The sequence below is a fragment of the Desulfosporosinus metallidurans genome (assembly GCF_001936615.1).
Classification (GTDB): Bacteria; Bacillota; Desulfitobacteriia; order Desulfitobacteriales; family Desulfitobacteriaceae; genus Desulfosporosinus; species Desulfosporosinus metallidurans.
The window spans coordinates 1-18,027 of sequence record NZ_MLBF01000055.1; the positions used below are offsets into that span (position 1 = coordinate 1).

The following is an 18,027-nucleotide window of genomic DNA, read 5'->3' on the forward strand; positions in this document are numbered from 1 at the left end:
GTAGGTCAAAATCGCCTTTTATAACGCTTATTTTGGCATTGGCAATCCGTAAAGAGGTTATTTCTCTTTCGGCTATGCGGAGCTTTTCCTCATCCTTAATGCCCAGCTTGTTGATAAGCACCTTGGAATGAGGGTAACAATATCTCTGATCCCACTCATAGCTATAATCATAATTGCTGTTCATGGGTTTGGTCCATGACAGCCGTGTGCTTTATGATTAGCTCAGCTATCGTTTTTTCAACTAGTTTGTCGTTCCCCGCGCAATGTCTGATTCTGTCTTTATCGGTCTGTGTAAGCGGCATACCTTCCATTGACATTGAGCCATTAACCTCATCAATTAGTTTTTCGAGATCTCTCATTTCAACACCCGCCTTGTATATATATTATACTATATTTTCACTCAAAATTCGAATAGCTGATAGTTTCAACTGAAAGGCCGGCTGAGAATCGTCTTGACTATTCTTCCTTACAGAGGTGTAATACACGTTAACGGGATTTCTCTGACAACAAAATACATCATGGCAGGCTGAAATGCGGGAACATCTCAGCCCTGCGTAAGGTGATAAGAGCACCCTGCACAACCGTAAAACGGCACCATGACAAAAACATTTTACACTTTTTGTCATGGCTGTACAAGTATGAAACACCTATCGCGTGCAAGGGAATCCGGACGGGACCGTCCGCACCTTTGCATGCGTTTTTTGTCTTTCGGGAAATCCCCGGCCAAATATAGAAAGGTCGGGATAAAACGATGAATGTTTTTGAAAACAGCGGACAAATACTGGGGTTTGAGGCCCTTGGAACCACAAAATGCTCCCTCCAGCGAGTCTTTGAGCTGGCAAATGAAATCCGGGGGAGGCTGGGTCTCCGGAAGGACTTGTTGGACAGCTACCTGTCCCTTATTTTTGAAACAGCCAACTGTACCCTAGCCTATGATTCTACCAATGATGGATTCGAGGCCGGCTCATGGCTGCGAAGGCTTTGTTTTGATGTCTTAGAAGGCAAAAAAGCATGTAAGGATCATCTATTTTATGACGTGGCGGCAAAGGAATTCGAGGAACACTCTTATATTTATGACGATATGCATACCGTTGCCAGTTTACATTATATCTCCTTATCCGAACACTATTTAAAGCAGGCTGTCCTGGATTACTGGCACCAGCAGGAACAGAATCTTTCCAAAATTAAGAGTCTTTCAAAGCTGAATGATCACTACAATAAAATTGTCCATCTAATTGGGGAAGGTCCTATGGAACAACTAAATCAAGCGATCATGGAACGGTTTTTTATTGTTCCTGTCATCCCAGGGTACCTACAGGGCTTTACCAATGACTTGTTATTTTGTCTCAACCACAGGGATGAAAAAACCAACAAGCGGATTTTTCAGCTGTGGATGGATCATCTTTCCAGCAGATAAATTTAATCGTTCAGGACAATCCAACGTTCTCCGTCAAAGTCCTCGAATTTCTCCGTGGTTACGTTTTGTTCGAAATAAACGGCCAAGATACGTTTGATGTCCTCTTTATCCGCTCTTATTACGGAAAAGCCCTGCTCGCGCAGGGTCTTTTCAATGCGGTTCAAATATGGAAATGCTTCGTTTTCCTTCTCGGTCCGAAGCCGGATGACAACAAGGAATTCCCGTGCCGTTGCCATCTGTACCTGTATCCGGTCAAGATGAGTCAGGTCATTTTCCAGCAGCCTGCGCACAGCGGGATTGTTCTCGTGTTCCAGCCGGTTTTTCAGGAACTGCTTGTTGTCCTCAAAGTTTTCACGGCTGTTCAGACATAGGAATTCCAGCTCCGCCATTCCCTTGAGGACGGTCATCAGAGCATAGATCCTCGCCGATACGCTGTCCTCAGACAGGACTGAAATGTTGGTAGGCTTGATCAGAAAATACACAAGCTCGTCGCCTCTATAGGTCAGAAGGCTGTATTCTGTGACGCCCTTTGTATTGATGAGCTGGCGGGTGAATTGCTTTTGCCTGCCAGCCTTTTTTTCTTTCCTGTTCATTGCTTTCCGTACCCCCATTCGTAGGTCTGCTGCTTTATAAAGAAGAAGGCACAGGCATATTTAATAAAGTCCAGGATGCTGGTATCCTCAAATCGGATGGTCAAGAAAGCATAGAGGGCCGTGATAACGATAGGCGGGAGAAGCTTAAGCTGCGCAAGCGCAAACACAGAGAGCAAAAGACCGACGCCGATGGCACCGATATCCCTGAGCTGCCACAGCCACAGCACCGCCTTGGATTTCAGGTTGTCGGGGTAGATATACATTCGGATTCCTCCTGTTCTTCATAGAATTTTCGCAAAAAAAATGCGATCCCCCGGAGCACATGCTCCACACAGGGGATCGCCACGCTGTTGCCAAGGGCTTTATATCTTGCACTGTCCGAGGCACCGGGGATGTCTGTCCAGTAGTCAGGGAAGCCCTGCAATCTTTCACATTCCAACGGAGTTAAGCGTCGGATGAGCTTCCCGATACGGACAGGATGCACATTATTCAGAGAGTATCCTCCGTCCGTCCTAGACTGGAGCGTTCCGCTCAGATCACCGTTTTCAGTACCGTTGCGGCAGTCCAGACCAGCGACGTCCGGTTGGCAAATAAGATCAGTCGAGTCCTTATATTGCCGAGCGCTCTGGGTGCTGACCACATCATTGTGAACATATTCGTCGCTTCGCTGCTGGGAGAATACACAATGCCTGTCAGCGGTATTTAATGTATAGCTTATATCCGGCTGGAAACCCATGCCGTTGCCGCCGTTATGATCCTGCCGGTCGATGATGTTTCCGGCAATGCAATAGGTTTCCGCATACGCCGGTTCGTCACTTTCATCGTCAGACATTATTGAGTTCTGTGTAATAAGCGGCACATTATTGCCGCCTGTTCCGTACCGAGCTGACATGGTCGGCGCTACGTCATGAGGACCTGTATAGCGTGAGTCAATGCCATGATTCTCGTACAGCTCCGGCACATTGCCCAAGACGAGAGGAGGGTGACCGTCCATCTGCGCGCGAAGCGTACCGGTAATATTGTGACTTACATTCATTATGCTGCCGCCCTGATCGTTTAGGCACAGCACGGAAGGTACCATGTTGGAGCCGCTATCCGACGAGTTCAGGGTCGGAGTGCATTCCTCCTGACAGCCTATTCCTCCGGCCTTTTCACCCTGACCGGCTGAGAAGCCTGCGGCGATGAAGGTCTGCTGCTTCATGCCCGGCTGAGCTTGAATTGCTCCGGACACATCGTGCAAATCCCGCACCTCATCCCGCTGGTTGCAGGCAAAGGCGATAGGACCGCCGTCTGCTTCTACACAGACTTTACTCCCGCCTGGATCTCCAGCGCCTGCTTCAGCACAGGGGGAAGCTCCTTTCCGCGCTTCATCGCCCGGCGCAGTATCCCCAAACAGGCTGTCTTGCTTAAATAGTATTTGGGGTGCGGTGTGTCCTCCAAAATCTGCGACAAGATAGATTCTTTTGCGCCTTTGTGGGACGGACCAGTATTGAGCGTCGTATACTCGCCAAGCAAGTGAGAATTGATCGCCCAATATGGCCCCAGCAGACTTCCATATCCTTCCCGGAGGTCGAGGTACAGATACGGTACTGTCAGCAATTCTGCAGGTTTCCTCAAGCACCGCCCGGAAGTCCTCTCCGTCTGCGGAGGAGAAAGCTCCGGGGACATTCTCCCAGACCATATATCTGGGTCTAAGTCGAACAGGGTCAGCTGTTCGTTTGGTTCTTGCGTCATGCTCTCTCAACTCCTTTATAACACGGATCTGCTCCATGAACAGGCCGGATCGCTCTCCCTGAAGCCCGGCGCGTTTACCCGCTACCGATAAATCCTGACATGGAGAACCCCCGCAGACCACGTCCACGGGAGTAAGCTCAGTGCCCTTCAACTTTGTAATGTCGCCTACATGAAGCATTTCAGAAAACCGTAATTTCGTAACCTCAATGGGAAACGGCTCGATCTCGCTGGCCCATGCAGGGGTGAAGCCCTGCCGGACGCCTGCCAGCGGGAAACCGCCGATCCCGTCAAACAGGCTTCCGAGGGTTAGCGATGAGGTCACAGCTGCAGCTTCAAGCCGTGGGAAGGCGCTTCTTCCGGCTTGATTTTTCTTTCTATAGGATAATCGGACAATACCTTCATACAGCGCCACTCTTGTATCTGTTCTGTTGACAGGCTTCTGACAGGGATGCCCAGTCGCTCGGCTTCTGCGATTTCACTGCTCATGCCTAGGCTTATGCGCTCTCCGCAGATCCAGAGCTCATCGCAGGAGGTCAGTACCCGCAGTCCCATCCGGATGCCGATCTCACGCTGGGCTGGTACAGCGTCGTCCAGAAGCTGCGGGTATAACAGGTGAACTGCGACAGGCGCACAACCATGCTCTGCGGCATAGAGGGAAGCAGCTCTGGCAAACCGAACATTGTTTTCGATATTCCCGGCATAGGGGGAGCAGATATATACCAGCTTCATTTCGCAGCCACCGCCTTTACCACGGTTCTCGTCATGTTGACGGCGGTCTGCGCAGTATAAGCGGCGCTCATCAGATTGCCTTTTGTGCTGGTATCTAGTCCAAACGCTCCGGAGATTCTCGGCACCTCACCGGCAGACAGCATCAAGCCCAGCCCCAGCAGGGCATGATCCTTGACCACCATGAGCCCCGCGATGAGGATGGTGGACTGCAGGAAGGCTGTCAGGCACAGGCCGACAATCTGCTTGCACCAGCTGACGAAGCCGTCAAGATACCCGCGCGGGACGGAAAACATATACAGGCTGCCTACAGCAATCTGGATGAGCAAAATGCCGCCGCGCTTTAAGTTTGCGAAAAAGACTTTGATCACCGCGTATCCCATGAGGATGAGAATGAAGATCAGCATAATGGGACTGGTGATCACTCCCATGCCGCCGAACACCCCTGCATTAGTAGCGTTTTCAAGATTTCCCGCGGCACTCAGCTGATTGATGATGTTGGCGGCGACAGTGTCGATACCCGTTCCCAGACCAGTGATTCCCGCCGTGAGACTGCTCTGCAGGGAGATGGAGAGTTTGTAAAGCTCTATCGGCACCGTGGAAAATAGTCCGACAGCCATAAAGCCCTTGATGGCGTTTATGGCGGCGTCCTTGATGCTTCCCCTCCCGCTTTGGTACTCAATGCCGCATTCGAAGGCCGAAACCACCAGTCCGGTTCCATAGAGGGCCCAAGCCAGATAAACAAAAAACAGGACGATAGACTTTACCCAGTTCATATCAAACAGGTCTGCGCCCATATTTCCCATGGCCGCGAAAAAGTTGCCGAGGAAGCCGATGATCTGGCCGTAGATCCAGTCAACGATCTGACCGAGAACCTTGTCGGCGACAAAATCCCATATAAACATGGGTTGTCACCTCCTTTCCGGATAAAAAATTAGGGAGCCTGTCATCCCACAGACTCCCGGAAAATTGCCATATTTACATACCTTGCATTGTCATTCCCTTTTCGTTATGGCCGGACTGCTCCATATCCAGCTTTGGTTCTCGGAATACGTCTAAGTAATCATTAAGAGCCCCGGAGATCTGATCGTAATCCGCTTTTGTCGGCTTGTAGACATACCATCCGATTTTGTCCCCATACTTCCATATATACGGGGCGATACCATCCCTGAAGTTTTGGTTGCTGACCATTTTCTTGCCGAGCAGGTCGGTGAATCGAAGCGTGAGGGCATCCACCGGGCCGTCGTTACGGTTTATTACGGTTGCTTTGATTGCCTCGTAATGGTCAGCCATGCCCAGCGTGACGAACTCAATCCTGACACGGAGATCGTCGGTGAGCTTGCCGAAGAAAGCCCTTCCGACGAACCTTTTATCAGTGATATTAGTGACATTTCCGAACAGCCTACGCAGCTCCTGTTCAAAGTAATTCATTTTCTTACCTCCTACATAGGTTTATCAGTCAATACTTGCATAATGGCAATCTGCTTAACTGGTAATAACATACAATTTTTTAAATTTAAGTTGCATTTCATTTTAAAGCATCGTACTGTGAAAAATGACGGTCACAATATAACGAAAGAGAGGAAAATGTAATGATTATAAACGTAGAGAACATATCCCCCAGCCGTATAGCTTACATTCGGCAAACTGGCTCTTATGGTTTGGGAAACATCCAGGCTATGGAACATTTGAAACACTGGGCGAAAACCAATGATCTGATGAACAATAAAACGGTGATTTTGGGCATCGCCCACGACGACCCACAGATCATGCCTCCCGAAAACTGTCGATATGATGTTTGCATACTCCTGCCTGAAGGTTACCTTATAGAAAACGCAGACGTGCAGCTAGGTGACATTGCCGGAGGGAAGTATGCGGTTTGTATTGTTAAGCATACAACTGAGGCTATAAAACAGGCTTGGGCAGAAATTTTTCAAAAGCTTTCTGCAGACAACTATCTGCCTGATCCTACACGGCCGATTTTGGAACGCTATGCGGCTCCACTAATAGAACAACACCTTTGCGAAATCTGCGTTCCAATTAATTAACTATACGCTTGGTGGTTTTTGGCTCTTCTTCTACATCCCTAGAATCTGCCAGATATATAACGGGGCGGTCAGGGTGAACACAAGACAAGCGAACAAGATTGCCGGAGCTGCCCATTCAAACTGTCCGTGCTTCCGGTAGTCGAAATAGGCCGTACCGAGCTTGGCAAAGAAAAACACCGCCAGTATCAGGTCGATTGCTGGAAATACCACCTTATTCACCACGGTCTTGATCTGCTGGGAGGCGTCGTTCCAGGTGTTTTGGATTGCTCCGGCCACGTCGCCTGTGGGCGTTGTGGCATAAGCAGTCGTACATAGAACGAAGCCCAGCAGCAGGACCACAAGGAAAACAGGCAGGATTCTTTTGAGTTTCATGAGGTTAACCACCTTTCTGATTTTAATTTTTTTGCATTAAAAAGACCGCAAAGCGTTTCATTTCCCTGCGGTCCTGTATCTTTTTTCTGTTGTTATGGCTTTACCGGTGCGATGTGCCAGTCATCCCAAAGGCTTCCCCGGATAGTCACCGAGTCGGTGAGGTTCATGGAAAGCATACCGGCCGGAGTCCAGCAGTCAGTGAGCCAGGTATAAGGCGTATAGCTAATGTCTGGGAACCATATGGGCGTGAAATGCGTCCGGCGCTTGTAGGTCGAGTATTTATTAGACTTAAACTCGAATTTTGAGCTGTATCCGGCCTGTGTTCGTTCCAGCAGCCGCCAGTAGGTTTCGTACCGGAATTCGGGGAAATATGTCACGGCTGTCTGCGCGTCGGTCACTGCCGAGGATTGATTAGTGCTGACATTTGCGGTAACGGTCTGATTGATGCCGTATCCGCTTTTCATAGTTTTCCCGGATGCTGTGGGGTCTTTGGCATCGGGAACGACATTCATGGCAGCCGATAGAGTTGCGGAATAAGAGAGCCAGTCGAACTCCCACCAGCCTTCGTCTACCCAATAACCGGTATCTTCACCCGTAGAAATCCATACCCAATTGGAATGCCACCACGGTCGCCACACACCCCAGAAAGCTGAGGTTTTCTGAGCTTTGTTAGTCACAGCGGATGCAGAGTAGGAGTCATTCCGGTCATCAGCTACCGGATTCGGTGGATCATTTCCGGAGAGATCCACAATCTTTGCAATGATAGTTCCCTGGCTTGCAGAGCCGCCGCCCGACACCGAAACATGAATGGTCATAAGCTGCGGAGTCGCAGGCGTCCGCCAACGAACCCACACTAGCTGGCTGTCTCCCTCCGGATAATATACTCCGTTAACGGTATAGGTCTGACCGCCGATTGTAAACCTCACTGTGACTGGATGATCCGGATCTGACTGACCGCCGCGAACAGTAACTGATGTGATGACTTCAGTATTGACCCGATACTCATAATCAGCTGCAGTAACCTCCGGTGGCTCCGGCTCCGCTTCATTAAAGCGCACGATGCCCAGGCCAAGGGAGGAAATGATGTCCTCATCCGACGCGGCGGTGGTTGCAGAGCCGCCCCACGCCGGGTAGCCAAGGTCCGGCGTTTCCAGGAACATCGCCAGCGGCAGGTTCTTATGACTGAGCGTTGCCATCTGGCTCCGCAGTCCGCCGTTCAGCTGACGGTCAAAAAGCGCTGCTTCGGTAGCTGTCATGGCGTAATTGATTCCTCCAAAGGTCATATATGCAATGGGTTCAAGGAGTAGACGGTATTGACCGTTTGTCAGAACATTAAAATCCATGCCTGTGAGGTTTGCGATGCTACGAATGACTTGCTCGTCGGTGAAATAGCTTTTGATTGCGGCAATATTAGCGTTGCCACCTGACGTACCTATGATTTTGGGCAGGGGTTGGGATGGATTAATATAATCGTATGCATTCGTGTCCGGTGAAAGAGCACGTCCTCCGATATATGAGATTTTACATACCTTTTTAAAGTTAACGGAAATCGTGGGATATTTGTTTGTAAGGTCAATCGGTGTAGTCACAACCGCATGGTCGCTTACCCGGATGACCGTCACTCTCACGCCTTCATCACCGGGATTCCAGTAATCTGTGTTTGTACCGTTGCCCATTCCTCCGCCGCCGTTATCTATGTTACCCTCGCCCTCGGCACGGGCTGCAACAGGTTGAAGCAGAGAAAGCAACAGCACAAGTAAAAGAAAAATGCTGAGTGTCCGTTTCATGAAAACCTCCTTGCAACGCAAAGAACACAGCATCTCTGCTGTGTTCTTCACCCTTACTTATTAAGTTTTTCAGTCCATTTTCCCGATCTTGTTGCCGTTTTCGTACATATCACCGGCAGTTGTTCCCGAACCTCCGCCGCCGTTATCGTCGATCCAGCCGAAGCCAGGGACATAGATTTTACCGTTCTTCTTATCTCCGGATTTCGGCGTTGAAGACGACGCATTGCTCTCCGGCTTTTTACCTTTGTCTACCTTCTCTCCGTCCGGAGTTTTGGATGGGTCGGTCAATACCTCCTGCGGCAGTTTTGTGGGCTTTGTGACCTCCGCCTGTATGCTCTGCTCCGTACCCGTGGAGTTGCCGGTATCAGTGGACTGAACGGAAGCCGCTGCCGGGTCGATGGGCTGGGCGTTCACCTCCGGAGCCTTGCTGGGCTCCACGGGCGGAATGCTGGGGCTGACAGCGTCCGATACCGTGGAAGAGGGCTGGACGGTTACGTCTTTAGGCGCTTCTGTTCTAAACTGCGAGGCTATCGCTATGACAAGGACGACGCACACCACGCCGAGTCCGGCGACGGTGAGGCGCTTTTTCATTTTTTCTGTCAGTTTCATTTCAGGATACCTCCTTTGTGTTAAAGGTTGATATGTCTTTTCAATGACACACCATACTACAGAAATTTCCGGAAGTCTATGGCCAATCCTAAAACGTTAAAATATCGGTATATATTTTGCCTTTACCCTGAGATTGATCACCATGGGCGGCAGGCTTTTCCCGCCAAAGGATACCGGAACCTCCAGCTTTATGGCTGCATCGGCCTGCAAGCCCTTTGAATTATCGGGACTCGCGGGGGCCAGGGGCATGTTGTCAAGGTCTACGGAGAGGCCGGACAGCCGGAATTCCATGTCATCCCCAGCATCTTTCACATGATAGCCGTTTTCCTGACGGAGCCCCAGCAGGTGATCCAGTCTGCCGTATATATCGCCATAATCCAGGCTTTCTTGAAAGTTTGAGGCACTTGGCTGATAGGCTCCGCTATAGCCTTCCCGCTCGCCATGATACACGTTGTCATAATTGTCGTTGATTGTCGAGATAACTGCAGACTGCACAGCATCCCGGACACCCTGGGCTACAATCATCAGCCGGATGGACTCGGTAACGCCGCAGAAAACAATCACGAGTGCGAGGGTGACGGCAACGACAAGCGGAAAGGACGTGCCTCTTTTGCTTTTCAGTATATCATAAATTCTGCCAAATCTCATTTCCAGTACACCTCGCTCTTGCCGCTGGCCTCGGCCTTCAGGGTGACGGGAAAGCTCCCGAAGCCTCCGAACAGGCCAATATCCGCCTGCGTGGTGACAGTCACGGTGAATTCCTGGTTCAGCTGGAGCCTTCCGGTTTTCGACCATGAAATATTCGGGGCAAGTCCTGTCTGTTCAGTGAGAACCTGTGCCCGCAGGGTGGTTTCGCTGCCGACGCGCCCGGCAATCTCTGCCTCACGGCAGAGTTCCGAAGCGTAGGTATCCAGCTTGTTTTTTGTTACGAACACCGGAAGTACGCTCACTGCCAAGGCGATGACCAGCATCACGCACAGCACCAGCACCGCCACGTCGATATACCCCTCGCCGCGTTTACTTCTTAGCAGCTTCAGCACATCCCCACCCCCTGTCCAGGTGAGATATAGGCTTCATCCGGCTCGTAGTCCTGTTCGGCGTCCTGCTTATCGGCAATAGACCAAAGCGCATGAGTTATGTCATCATCATGCACCATTTCAGAGCCGTTTTCCTCAATCCATTTATCCCGCACCACCTCCAGCGGATTCTTGAAGCGAAGCAGGTATTCCAGATAATCCATACTGTACCCGCCATCCTTCAGTTCGCTGTACACCAGTTTAGTGGCGGCAATTTCCTCCGCTTGTTCAATAAGCTGAAGCGGCTTCAGCTTTAACCACTTCCGCATAAGGGAGATATAGTTTGCCTCGAGCTTTTCCCAAAGCTCCGCTTTAATATCTTTGTGATCCATATCGCACCTCCTTCTAAAACATCCCGCCAAGGGAACTGAGTATCTCCATAGCGATGATGACAAGATAGGTCAAAAGAAAGCACATCAGCATGATAAACGAGAACACCCTGATCTTCGGCGGGATCTTCTGCGCTTGTCCTTTCAGCCGTTGCAGTTCCAGCGCCTTAAAATCATGTGCCAGCATCTGAAAATACACAGCGCTGTCATCGCCGCGCAGGACGCTGATGAGCCCCCTGACCACATCGGAGAGCATGGGTGAATTGAGCCTTGCCTCAAACCGGGTCAGCGCTGCCTCATAGCTGGATGAGCGCATGTCGGCCGTCAGAACATCCAGCTCATGGGCAAAGGCGGGACCGGCATTTTTCTTATAGTTCTCCATCATTGCCAGCACGTCACGGCTGGCCTTCAAGGTCTGCTCAATGGTAGAAACAAACCTCGGAAGCTCGCCTTCGATCTGCTCCCGCTTTTCCTTGAGCTGCTCGTCGGCCTTCCGGATTTCCTTGAAGTATGTGAGGACAGCAAGGATAATCAGCACCGGCGAGAGCAGAGGAAGAAGAAACAGGCAGGGAATCACACCCAGCAGAATGGCTCCGGCTTTTGTAATGGCATAGGCCGAATAAACCTCCGGCGTCATGCTTAAGCCAGCCGCCTTCAGGACGTTTGCCATGCGGCTGTGCTTGTATTCGTCCATCCGGATATACCTTGAGAGCTTGACTGCCCCGGACATGAGCCAGGCTTCCACGTTTTTGGCGGCTTTTTTGTTCTTCCTTCCCGCATTCAGCATGGCCTTGGCTGTGTCCATTGTAGGCAGCTTCAGGATGCTTGCCAGAATGAAATACAGCCCTGCGGCAAGGAGGACTCCTGTAAAAAACAGTTGTGTCATTCTCTCTATCACCTCCTGTACTCGATGGGCTTGGTCAGCCTGATTACAAACGCGGTGGAGACAAAAATCGCGGCGGCGCAGACTGCCAGAATGATCTGCCCCGCCGCCGTATGCATCAGGGTATGATACCAGTCCTTGTTGAGAAAATACATGATCGGCACGTTGGCGACCACCAGCAGGGCCATGATGATGAATTCCTTGCGTGGCTCAAACACCAGGTATTCCAGCTCGGCGTTCACAATACGCATGTCTGAGAGCTTGCTGACAATAGGAGTCAGCGTGGTCTTAAGACTGCGGTCATGCTGGCAGGCTGCTATGGCATCGCACCATTCCTGGAACACCTCGTTGTCTATTTTTGGCTTCATGCTGTGGAGCGCCTTGTCCAGATCGGGGTCAATGAGCTTCACCTGTGTCAGAAATCCGGCAAATACGCTTCGTACAGGAGGATTGAGGTACTGGATGCTTTCCTCCACCCCCGTCAGGATATCCTCGCTTCTCAGGTAAGCCGTAGTGATGATAGACAGAGCAGTTTCCAGCTCTGCGGCGATGTTCTTTTTGTAATGTGTGGCTGTCAGCCTGATGTACCAAAAGGGAATAAACATCATGCCAACCGCCGTCACGGGCACAAGGAACATGTTGCCTATCAGGACGGCAAGGCTGGCGCCTGCTGCAAGAAACACCAGCGACGCCGCGCAGATCATGGAGAAGCGGGAGCCTCGTCCGGTAATGGCGAGAATCTCCTGCACCTCGGTAATCTCACGGCGGAGGAAGGATAGCTTTTTACGCCTGGCAGCTTCGTTGATCTCAGCCTTGATGCTTCTGTTTCTACGGGTCAGAAAGCCGAACAGCCCGTCGGTAAATTCCATCGGGGAAAGTCCGAGCAAAAGAAAGGCGCCGGTGATGAAACCGGCACAGGCTATTAAAAGGATTGTCATCATCAGGAAGCACCTCCCGCCGCAAGGATTTGTTTCAGGGTGTCCTGCGGCATCCCATTTTCCAGAAAACGCTTCTGCAGGCTTAGCGAGATCCCCTGTACTGCGCTGTGGCAGCCATTGATAATGAATTTTCCGTCCTCCACGCGGTTCTCTGTGATCTGAAACTGGAACAGGCTGCGAAAGCTTCGTGTTCCGTCCGGCAGGATCTCGCATTCCATGATCTCCATTAGCCTGCGCTGCTTGTTCTCCAGCTGCTTTGAAAACACCACGATAGGGAATGCTTCTGTCACCAGATCCATAAGCGTATTATCCGCCATGTCATATTTCCTTTTGCAAAGGGTAACCATTCGGCGCCATGTGGCCTCGCAGCTGTTGGAGTGGATGGTGGTCAGCACCGTGTGGCCGGTTCTGGCTGACTCTTGGGCGGCATAGGCCTCCGGTCCGCGCATCTCGCCTACGCAGATGATCTCAGGATTAAAGCGCAGAGCCATATCCAGCAGGATGTCCTGATCGATATTCTGCTTCTCGTTTTCACTCATGCGGGTCAGGGTATGGATGACGCTGTTGCATACCCTTCCGTCCTTCCGGCGCACCAATGCCAGCTCACGGGAGCCGTTTTCAATGGTGAATATTCTTTTATTGTCCGGTATGGTTGTCAGAAGCCATCCCGCCAGCGTTGTCTTTCCGGAGCTGGTGGCTCCTGCCACACAGACGGAGATGCCGTATCTGAGGCATTCTGCCAGAAAGTCCAGCATCGGTCCGGTAGCGGTACCGCCCCGGATGAAATCCTCTTTTTTCATGGATTGGGGATTTACGATACGGATAGATGCGGATACCCCTACATCCTCGTCGACCAGAGGGGTTTTCAGCACAGCAATACGGATGTTTTTGGAGAGGTGACCCAAAATGGCGGGGCTGGCGTTGTCCAGCACCATACCGGATACATGGAGCATACGGCGTACTACGTTTATGGCATGTTCAGGGCTGTCAAAGTGTTCGTCCAGCTTTTTAGTAATCCCGCTGCTGTACTGTACCTCGATGTCGTTCCAGGCATTGACGTCAATTTCCTCAATACCGGCGCCGAAAATATACTTTGTCAGGAACGAAAACTCCGCCATCTCGGTATACAGGGCGTCCACCAGCTGCTCCTGTGACATGCCCGCAACTGCAATGCGGTAATCCTGAACATATTTGGTAATATACCTCTTAATCTGGACCTTGACTTCCTCCGTGCCTCCATCGGTGATCAGCACGGCATATTTACTTGAGATGTACTCCTGCACCTCATGAAGCACCGGTCCGAATTCCCTGGCCGCCCCATCGGAAGAAAAAAACAGGCCTTGATTGCCTGTCATGGTGATGGTCTGCTGTTTTTCTCCTGTGAGCGGCGGGATATTTTCTGCCTGGTTATGGTTCTTTTTACTCATACGCCGAACACCTCCTTTGCAAGTCTGGCGATCTCCTTGCGAAAGCCTCTGCTGTCCTTGAGCGTCAGCTCTCCCAGCAGGTTCCCCGCAAGAGCCAGATTCTCCACCTCGTCCGAATGGGGAAGCTTAAAAGCGACGCTTCCCAAGACCTGCTCAATATGCTCTCCGGCTTGATTGGGCTTGATGTTGGAAGCCGCCTTATACTGCTTGTCAGTATCCCATTTCTGATCCTTCAGGAGCGGTAGCTGCGACGAAAGGTAGCTGACAGATTTCAGGTCGCAGTTGACCAGCCGGAGAACAGAATCAGCCTCCAGCAGCGAAACCGCCGACAGGATATCGTGGGCGATGGCGCTTCCGCAGTCGATAATGATGTACGGGGCAATGTCCCGCAGATGGTCGATCAGCTCGGCCGCAAGCTCTTGGGAGTACGGCGGGTACGTAAACACATTCTCACCTTTGAGCATGCCGATGATGGTCAGGTAATCCAGCTTCTTATGGGTAACGCAGTTCTGCTTGATGAGCAGATCCGTTACATGGGTAGCGGCGAGGATGCTGCCTAGGGAACGCTCACACTCAAGATCGCTTGAGGGACAGATACAGGGCAGCATAGGTGCAGTCATGTCACACAGCAGTAAGGCCACATTCTTTTTCTGATCCGCCAGATATTTAGCAAGACGCACGCTCACGGTGGTCTTGCCGCTGCCGGGGCTGCCCCATACCGCCAGCACCTGGACGTCCTGCTCCGGTTCATCCGGCACAGACTCCGTCTGTTTGCGTGAGAAGATGCTCCCTTTCATGAAATTGAGCATTTATTTTCCCTCGCTTTCCGGTGCAGTATTTGTAGGCTTAGAAGCCGTACCCTGCGAAGCTGCCTGCACAGCACCCGCATTTTGCACCGACGGCTTCGGATACAGGGCTTCAATCACCTTATCCTGCAGTTCGAGAAACTTGTCGGCGTTCTCCTTGCTTCCACGGTATACAAGGGACAGATGGAGCTTGCCGTACGATTCCAGCTCCGCGAGAATTTTAGCCTGTTCCGGTGAAGCCAGCAGGGTAACGGTGGCGGGGAGCTGTTTTCCATTTCCATCCTTTGTGGATAAGTCGGGTCCGGTATTTTGCTGGTCGGTGTCATTTCCGGAACTGGCAGTCACACCGATGACTTCGACGTAGGTCAGCTCCGGAGGGATCACGGTAGAACCCTGCTTTTTGTAGTCGGGCGCGATAACTGATACAATGTCGCCGGAGATCAGCTTGCCGGACAGACCTTCCGCAAAGTTTTTAATACTGACGGAGATGGCTTCCTTGCCGTCCCTTAAGTTATACAGGTAGGCGTTCTCCGAAGCCGGAGTTTCCGACAGCTTGGCCGGGAGGATATAGTCACCGGGTGACAGATCCGCCGTAGCGTATTTCCCGACGACCGAGTCGGGTTGCTTTATTACGCCCTTCGGCAGGTTGTAGCCGCCGACCTCCACAGTCTGAATCATGTCCTTGGTAATGGCGTCGCCGGTCTTAATGTCCTTGACGACACGGATGATCTGAGTCTTTTGCGAGACACTCTGATTGAACAAAGGCGTGAGTGCAAAGCAGATAAGTAAAGAAAGCACAATGCAGATTACTCCAAGCACCGTGCGGTTTTTTAGAAAGCCCATAGGGTGTTCCTCCTTAAGTTAAAAAGTAGGCTGCCAGGCAGCCGAGGGAAAGAAATGGCGCGAGAGGATATGACTTTTGAGCAGTCCTCCCGCGCATTTTTTGAATTATGGTATTGCCTGTATGGAATACCAGCAGGGCGGTTAAGCCTATGACCGCTGCGGCCATACTTTTGCTGAAGCCCAGCACCAGTCCCGCAGCCGCCATGAGCTTGATATCCCCGCCGCCCATACCGCCAAAAAGAAGGGCGGCTGTGAGAAAGAGCGCGGCAGTGAAAATTCCGGCCAGCTTCACCGGTTCAAAGGTGAGCAGTCCTGTTAGGGTGATCCCAAAGCAGATGCTGTCGGGGATGATTTTCTTTCGGATATCGAAGACCGAGGCCGCCAAAAGCAGGGCAGCAAATAAGCCGCCCTGCACAAGCGGCGCCAGCTGTGCCAAAGCGTCCGGATCAGTTCCCATAGTTAAACATATCGATAATGCGCTGCTTCAGGGTCGGCAGGACAGTTTCGCCGAACAGGGCGTAGAGACCGCCGAGGACGAGGGCGCCGATGACGACCGCCATCAGGATTTTAATGGCGGTATCTACGAAGCCTTCTCCGCGCTGGGAGAGGAGAAGAGTCTGAGCCATAACAGCTTTTTCCATAATCTTAGCGTTTACCTTGTTTACGAATTTTTTCATTGTGGTTTACCTCCAAATTCATATTTTTTATTGCAATTTTTTAATTACATACCGCCCATATGCAGGGAGCCGCTTTGCTCCGTTACTACTTCCGAAGCGGGCGGATCTGCTGCCGCACTTTGCTCAATGGGTTTTTGTTCCTCCGGTTTATCTTCCCGCCCTCTTCGCTGCTGCTTATAGGTAAAGGCGGGCGGAATGCCTTCCAGGTCTTTGCACCGCTTGACCCTGTATCTTTCCGTGTCATTTTTGTAAAGGTAATACCAGTCCTCGTCAAAGCTGTATACTCCTGCTACACCTGTGGCCATTCCATCCCTGTAAATAAGTTGATACTTAAAAAGAGGGTTGGGATCACGTACAACTCTGATCAGATCCAGTTCCAGCTCTACTTCTTTCGTATTTGCCACCTCCGTATGGGCAGCAAAAAACACCGGTGGTTAGGCCGGTGTTAAACTGCCTGTCAAATCTTATCCGGTTTCGTATTCCTGTGCGTCATCCACAAGGAGAAAGCCTTGGGCCGTAGCTTCAACAATTTCTGAAGTCACAAGGGATGCGGGCAGGTTTCCTTACACAGGAACCTTTCACTGAATTACATAGTTTTTCCGGAAGCTTCGTGTTGGGAAGTCTGAAATAATAGGTTTCGCCGATACACAGAGGTATAAGGCATTGCTCTTTGCGCACAGGCATCATATCCGGAAATTTTCTAAACATAGGCTTTTCCTGGATTATCCTATCTGCATACCGGAGCTTTGCTCCAGCGCCTGGTCAAAAGAGGGCGTATCCACCGCCTTCTGCTGTCGGCTCTGCGTGAGTGCCTGATTGTATGCCTCAATGACCGCATTGTTCAGCAGCTCCCTGAATTCCTTGGTGACAGGGAAACAGATATCCTTGTACTCACCGTTTCCCGCCCTGTAGCTGGGCATGGCCACAAAAAGTCCCTTTGTGCTGTCCATGACCTTCACATTCCGGATTGCGAAGCAGTCGTTGAGGTTGACGGACGCATAGGCGCGGATGCTTCCCTCCGGACGAATGGAGCTGATCCTAACGTCCACCTTCATGGGCAGTTCCTGCTCAGCTGCAGTCTGTTCGGATTCCTGTGGCTTTTTGAGTGCGCTCTGTGTTTTGCTCATGGTTTTTCCTCCTTTTTTAAGCTGAGAATAAAAAAATCAGCCTTCCGGCTGCGGGTTGATGGGTTACGGGCTCAATGTCGGTCCCTGGTACAGCTCCTGCTCCGGTGGCCGGAAGGATACTTCCTTGAAGCCGAAGCGGTCCACATAGTGAAAGCTGCTGCCGGAATCGTCATACAGTTCGATAACATCGGACATAGAAAGGCTGTGCCCCTCATAACCGGGCGGGTGGTCGAGATTGAATTTGGCGAAGAGCTCCTCCAGATCGTTGGTCTCCGCCTCGCCGTCGTAGACCACCCGGTAATTGTCCGGGTCAGGCTCCCCGAAATGCTCCAGCAGCTCGTCGTATCCGATGAATTTCATCATGGGATCAACATCAGGTCTGAGCTGCCATATACGGCAGCTCTTGAGGATTTGCGCATTGCCCTCCGGGTCCGTCCTGCCTTCCGCCAGCCGTGCGAACACGCCGTCCCTCCATTCCACGTCCAAACCATGCTTTTCTATAAGATAGGATTTCAGCTCGTCGGCCTGGAACAGCGGATCGACAATGGCTTTGTCCTTTTCGACATAGCCTGCCGTGTTGCCGTAGTAAAGGATGCGGCTGTTTTTAATCTGAATACTGTTCATGAGACCTCCTT

The 18,027-nt window shown here is 51.3% G+C and carries 25 protein-coding genes and 1 pseudogene; 2 read left to right on the forward strand and 24 right to left on the reverse strand.

Annotated elements, in window-relative coordinates; translation table 11 throughout:
• Together DSOL_RS28495 and DSOL_RS21320 are read right to left on the reverse strand one after the other, a co-directional pair.
• Positions 1–184, reverse strand: a pseudogene (locus DSOL_RS28495) (cell filamentation protein Fic); the annotation flags it as partial.
• Positions 168–359 carry a hypothetical protein gene (locus DSOL_RS21320; RefSeq protein ID WP_075366795.1) on the reverse strand — a complete coding sequence of 64 codons (192 nt, stop codon included), beginning with the start codon at positions 357–359 and terminating at the stop codon, positions 168–170. The pseudogene DSOL_RS28495 and the gene DSOL_RS21320, both read right to left, overlap by 17 nt.
• Positions 360–751: 392 nt before the next feature.
• Between DSOL_RS21320 and DSOL_RS21325 the strand changes: the two genes are divergently transcribed.
• A complete protein-coding gene (locus tag DSOL_RS21325; RefSeq protein WP_075366796.1) occupies positions 752–1,417 on the forward strand; it encodes a hypothetical protein in 666 nt (221 codons plus the stop codon).
• A gap of 2 nt (positions 1,418–1,419) precedes the next feature.
• On the opposite strand, the gene DSOL_RS21330 is transcribed toward DSOL_RS21325, so the two are convergent.
• The 6 genes from DSOL_RS21330 to DSOL_RS21355 all read right to left on the reverse strand — a co-directional run bounded on the left by DSOL_RS21330 (position 1,420) and on the right by DSOL_RS21355 (position 5,901).
• A complete protein-coding gene (locus DSOL_RS21330) occupies positions 1,420–2,010 on the reverse strand; it encodes a hypothetical protein (RefSeq protein ID WP_075366797.1) in 591 nt (196 codons plus the stop codon).
• Positions 2,007–2,273 carry a hypothetical protein gene (locus tag DSOL_RS21335; RefSeq protein ID WP_075366798.1) on the reverse strand — a complete coding sequence of 89 codons (267 nt, stop codon included), beginning with the start codon at positions 2,271–2,273 and terminating at the stop codon, positions 2,007–2,009. Before DSOL_RS21335 ends, DSOL_RS21330 begins: the two co-directional genes overlap by 4 nt.
• The gene (locus DSOL_RS21340) at positions 2,249–4,066 is read right to left on the reverse strand and encodes a DNA cytosine methyltransferase (RefSeq protein ID WP_075366799.1); all 1,818 of its coding nucleotides are present in this window, start codon (positions 4,064–4,066) and stop codon (positions 2,249–2,251) included. Before DSOL_RS21340 ends, DSOL_RS21335 begins: the two co-directional genes overlap by 25 nt.
• Positions 4,063–4,473: a DUF7768 domain-containing protein gene (locus tag DSOL_RS21345; RefSeq protein WP_075366800.1), complete on the reverse strand. Its 411-nt coding sequence runs from the start codon at positions 4,471–4,473 to the stop codon at positions 4,063–4,065. The genes DSOL_RS21340 and DSOL_RS21345 overlap by 4 nt, the downstream gene beginning before the upstream one ends.
• Positions 4,470–5,375, reverse strand: a complete 906-nt coding sequence (locus DSOL_RS21350) for a conjugal transfer protein TrbL family protein (protein ID WP_075366801.1) — start codon at positions 5,373–5,375, stop codon at positions 4,470–4,472. Before DSOL_RS21350 ends, DSOL_RS21345 begins: the two co-directional genes overlap by 4 nt.
• A gap of 73 nt (positions 5,376–5,448) precedes the next feature.
• Positions 5,449–5,901 carry a hypothetical protein gene (locus tag DSOL_RS21355; RefSeq protein ID WP_075366802.1) on the reverse strand — a complete coding sequence of 151 codons (453 nt, stop codon included), beginning with the start codon at positions 5,899–5,901 and terminating at the stop codon, positions 5,449–5,451.
• A 161-nt stretch (positions 5,902–6,062) separates the two neighbouring features.
• Here DSOL_RS21355 and DSOL_RS21360 point away from each other — a divergent pair, with 161 nt between their 5' ends.
• On the forward strand, positions 6,063–6,518 hold the full coding sequence (locus DSOL_RS21360; protein WP_075366803.1) for an AraC family transcriptional regulator: 456 nt from the start codon (positions 6,063–6,065) through the stop codon (positions 6,516–6,518).
• 30 nt (positions 6,519–6,548) lie between these two features.
• On the opposite strand, the gene DSOL_RS21365 is transcribed toward DSOL_RS21360, so the two are convergent.
• The 16 genes from DSOL_RS21365 to DSOL_RS21440 all read right to left on the reverse strand — a co-directional run bounded on the left by DSOL_RS21365 (position 6,549) and on the right by DSOL_RS21440 (position 18,016).
• The gene (locus DSOL_RS21365; protein ID WP_075366804.1) at positions 6,549–6,890 is read right to left on the reverse strand and encodes a DUF3852 domain-containing protein; all 342 of its coding nucleotides are present in this window, start codon (positions 6,888–6,890) and stop codon (positions 6,549–6,551) included.
• A 92-nt stretch (positions 6,891–6,982) separates the two neighbouring features.
• Positions 6,983–8,677, reverse strand: a complete 1,695-nt coding sequence (locus DSOL_RS21370; RefSeq protein WP_075366805.1) for a DUF8193 domain-containing protein — start codon at positions 8,675–8,677, stop codon at positions 6,983–6,985.
• Between the two features lie 69 nt (positions 8,678–8,746).
• Positions 8,747–9,286, reverse strand: coding sequence for a DUF6550 family protein (locus DSOL_RS21375; RefSeq protein ID WP_075366806.1), 540 nt, complete (start codon positions 9,284–9,286; stop codon positions 8,747–8,749).
• Between the two features lie 96 nt (positions 9,287–9,382).
• Complete coding sequence (locus tag DSOL_RS21380) at positions 9,383–9,934, reverse strand: hypothetical protein (RefSeq protein WP_075366807.1); 552 nt, start codon at positions 9,932–9,934, stop codon at positions 9,383–9,385.
• Positions 9,931–10,326, reverse strand: coding sequence for a DUF4320 family protein (locus tag DSOL_RS21385; protein WP_075366808.1), 396 nt, complete (start codon positions 10,324–10,326; stop codon positions 9,931–9,933). The genes DSOL_RS21380 and DSOL_RS21385 overlap by 4 nt, the downstream gene beginning before the upstream one ends.
• On the reverse strand, positions 10,320–10,694 hold the full coding sequence (locus tag DSOL_RS21390) for a DUF3848 domain-containing protein (protein WP_075366809.1): 375 nt from the start codon (positions 10,692–10,694) through the stop codon (positions 10,320–10,322). Before DSOL_RS21390 ends, DSOL_RS21385 begins: the two co-directional genes overlap by 7 nt.
• 13 nt (positions 10,695–10,707) lie before the next feature.
• A complete protein-coding gene (locus DSOL_RS21395; protein ID WP_075366810.1) occupies positions 10,708–11,577 on the reverse strand; it encodes a secretion protein F in 870 nt (289 codons plus the stop codon).
• Positions 11,578–11,585: 8 nt separating this feature from the next.
• Complete coding sequence (locus DSOL_RS21400; protein ID WP_075366811.1) at positions 11,586–12,515, reverse strand: type II secretion system F family protein; 930 nt, start codon at positions 12,513–12,515, stop codon at positions 11,586–11,588.
• Positions 12,515–13,939, reverse strand: a complete 1,425-nt coding sequence (locus tag DSOL_RS21405) for a type II/IV secretion system ATPase subunit (RefSeq protein ID WP_075366812.1) — start codon at positions 13,937–13,939, stop codon at positions 12,515–12,517. Before DSOL_RS21405 ends, DSOL_RS21400 begins: the two co-directional genes overlap by 1 nt.
• The gene (locus DSOL_RS21410; RefSeq protein ID WP_075366813.1) at positions 13,936–14,748 is read right to left on the reverse strand and encodes an AAA family ATPase; all 813 of its coding nucleotides are present in this window, start codon (positions 14,746–14,748) and stop codon (positions 13,936–13,938) included. The genes DSOL_RS21405 and DSOL_RS21410 overlap by 4 nt, the downstream gene beginning before the upstream one ends.
• The gene (cpaB, locus tag DSOL_RS21415) at positions 14,749–15,588 is read right to left on the reverse strand and encodes a Flp pilus assembly protein CpaB (protein ID WP_075366814.1); all 840 of its coding nucleotides are present in this window, start codon (positions 15,586–15,588) and stop codon (positions 14,749–14,751) included. It lies immediately after the preceding gene.
• Between the two features lie 13 nt (positions 15,589–15,601).
• Complete coding sequence (locus DSOL_RS21420; RefSeq protein WP_075366815.1) at positions 15,602–16,045, reverse strand: prepilin peptidase; 444 nt, start codon at positions 16,043–16,045, stop codon at positions 15,602–15,604.
• Positions 16,035–16,265: a DUF6133 family protein gene (locus tag DSOL_RS21425; protein WP_075366816.1), complete on the reverse strand. Its 231-nt coding sequence runs from the start codon at positions 16,263–16,265 to the stop codon at positions 16,035–16,037. The genes DSOL_RS21420 and DSOL_RS21425 overlap by 11 nt, the downstream gene beginning before the upstream one ends.
• A gap of 44 nt (positions 16,266–16,309) precedes the next feature.
• Entirely contained in the window at positions 16,310–16,669 is a 360-nt protein-coding gene (locus tag DSOL_RS21430) for a hypothetical protein (RefSeq protein ID WP_235838940.1), read from the reverse strand.
• A gap of 318 nt (positions 16,670–16,987) precedes the next feature.
• Positions 16,988–17,392 carry a SpoVG family protein gene (locus tag DSOL_RS21435; protein ID WP_075366818.1) on the reverse strand — a complete coding sequence of 135 codons (405 nt, stop codon included), beginning with the start codon at positions 17,390–17,392 and terminating at the stop codon, positions 16,988–16,990.
• Positions 17,393–17,455: 63 nt separating this feature from the next.
• On the reverse strand, positions 17,456–18,016 hold the full coding sequence (locus DSOL_RS21440) for a YodL domain-containing protein (RefSeq protein WP_075366819.1): 561 nt from the start codon (positions 18,014–18,016) through the stop codon (positions 17,456–17,458).
• Positions 18,017–18,027 lie beyond the last annotated feature (11 nt).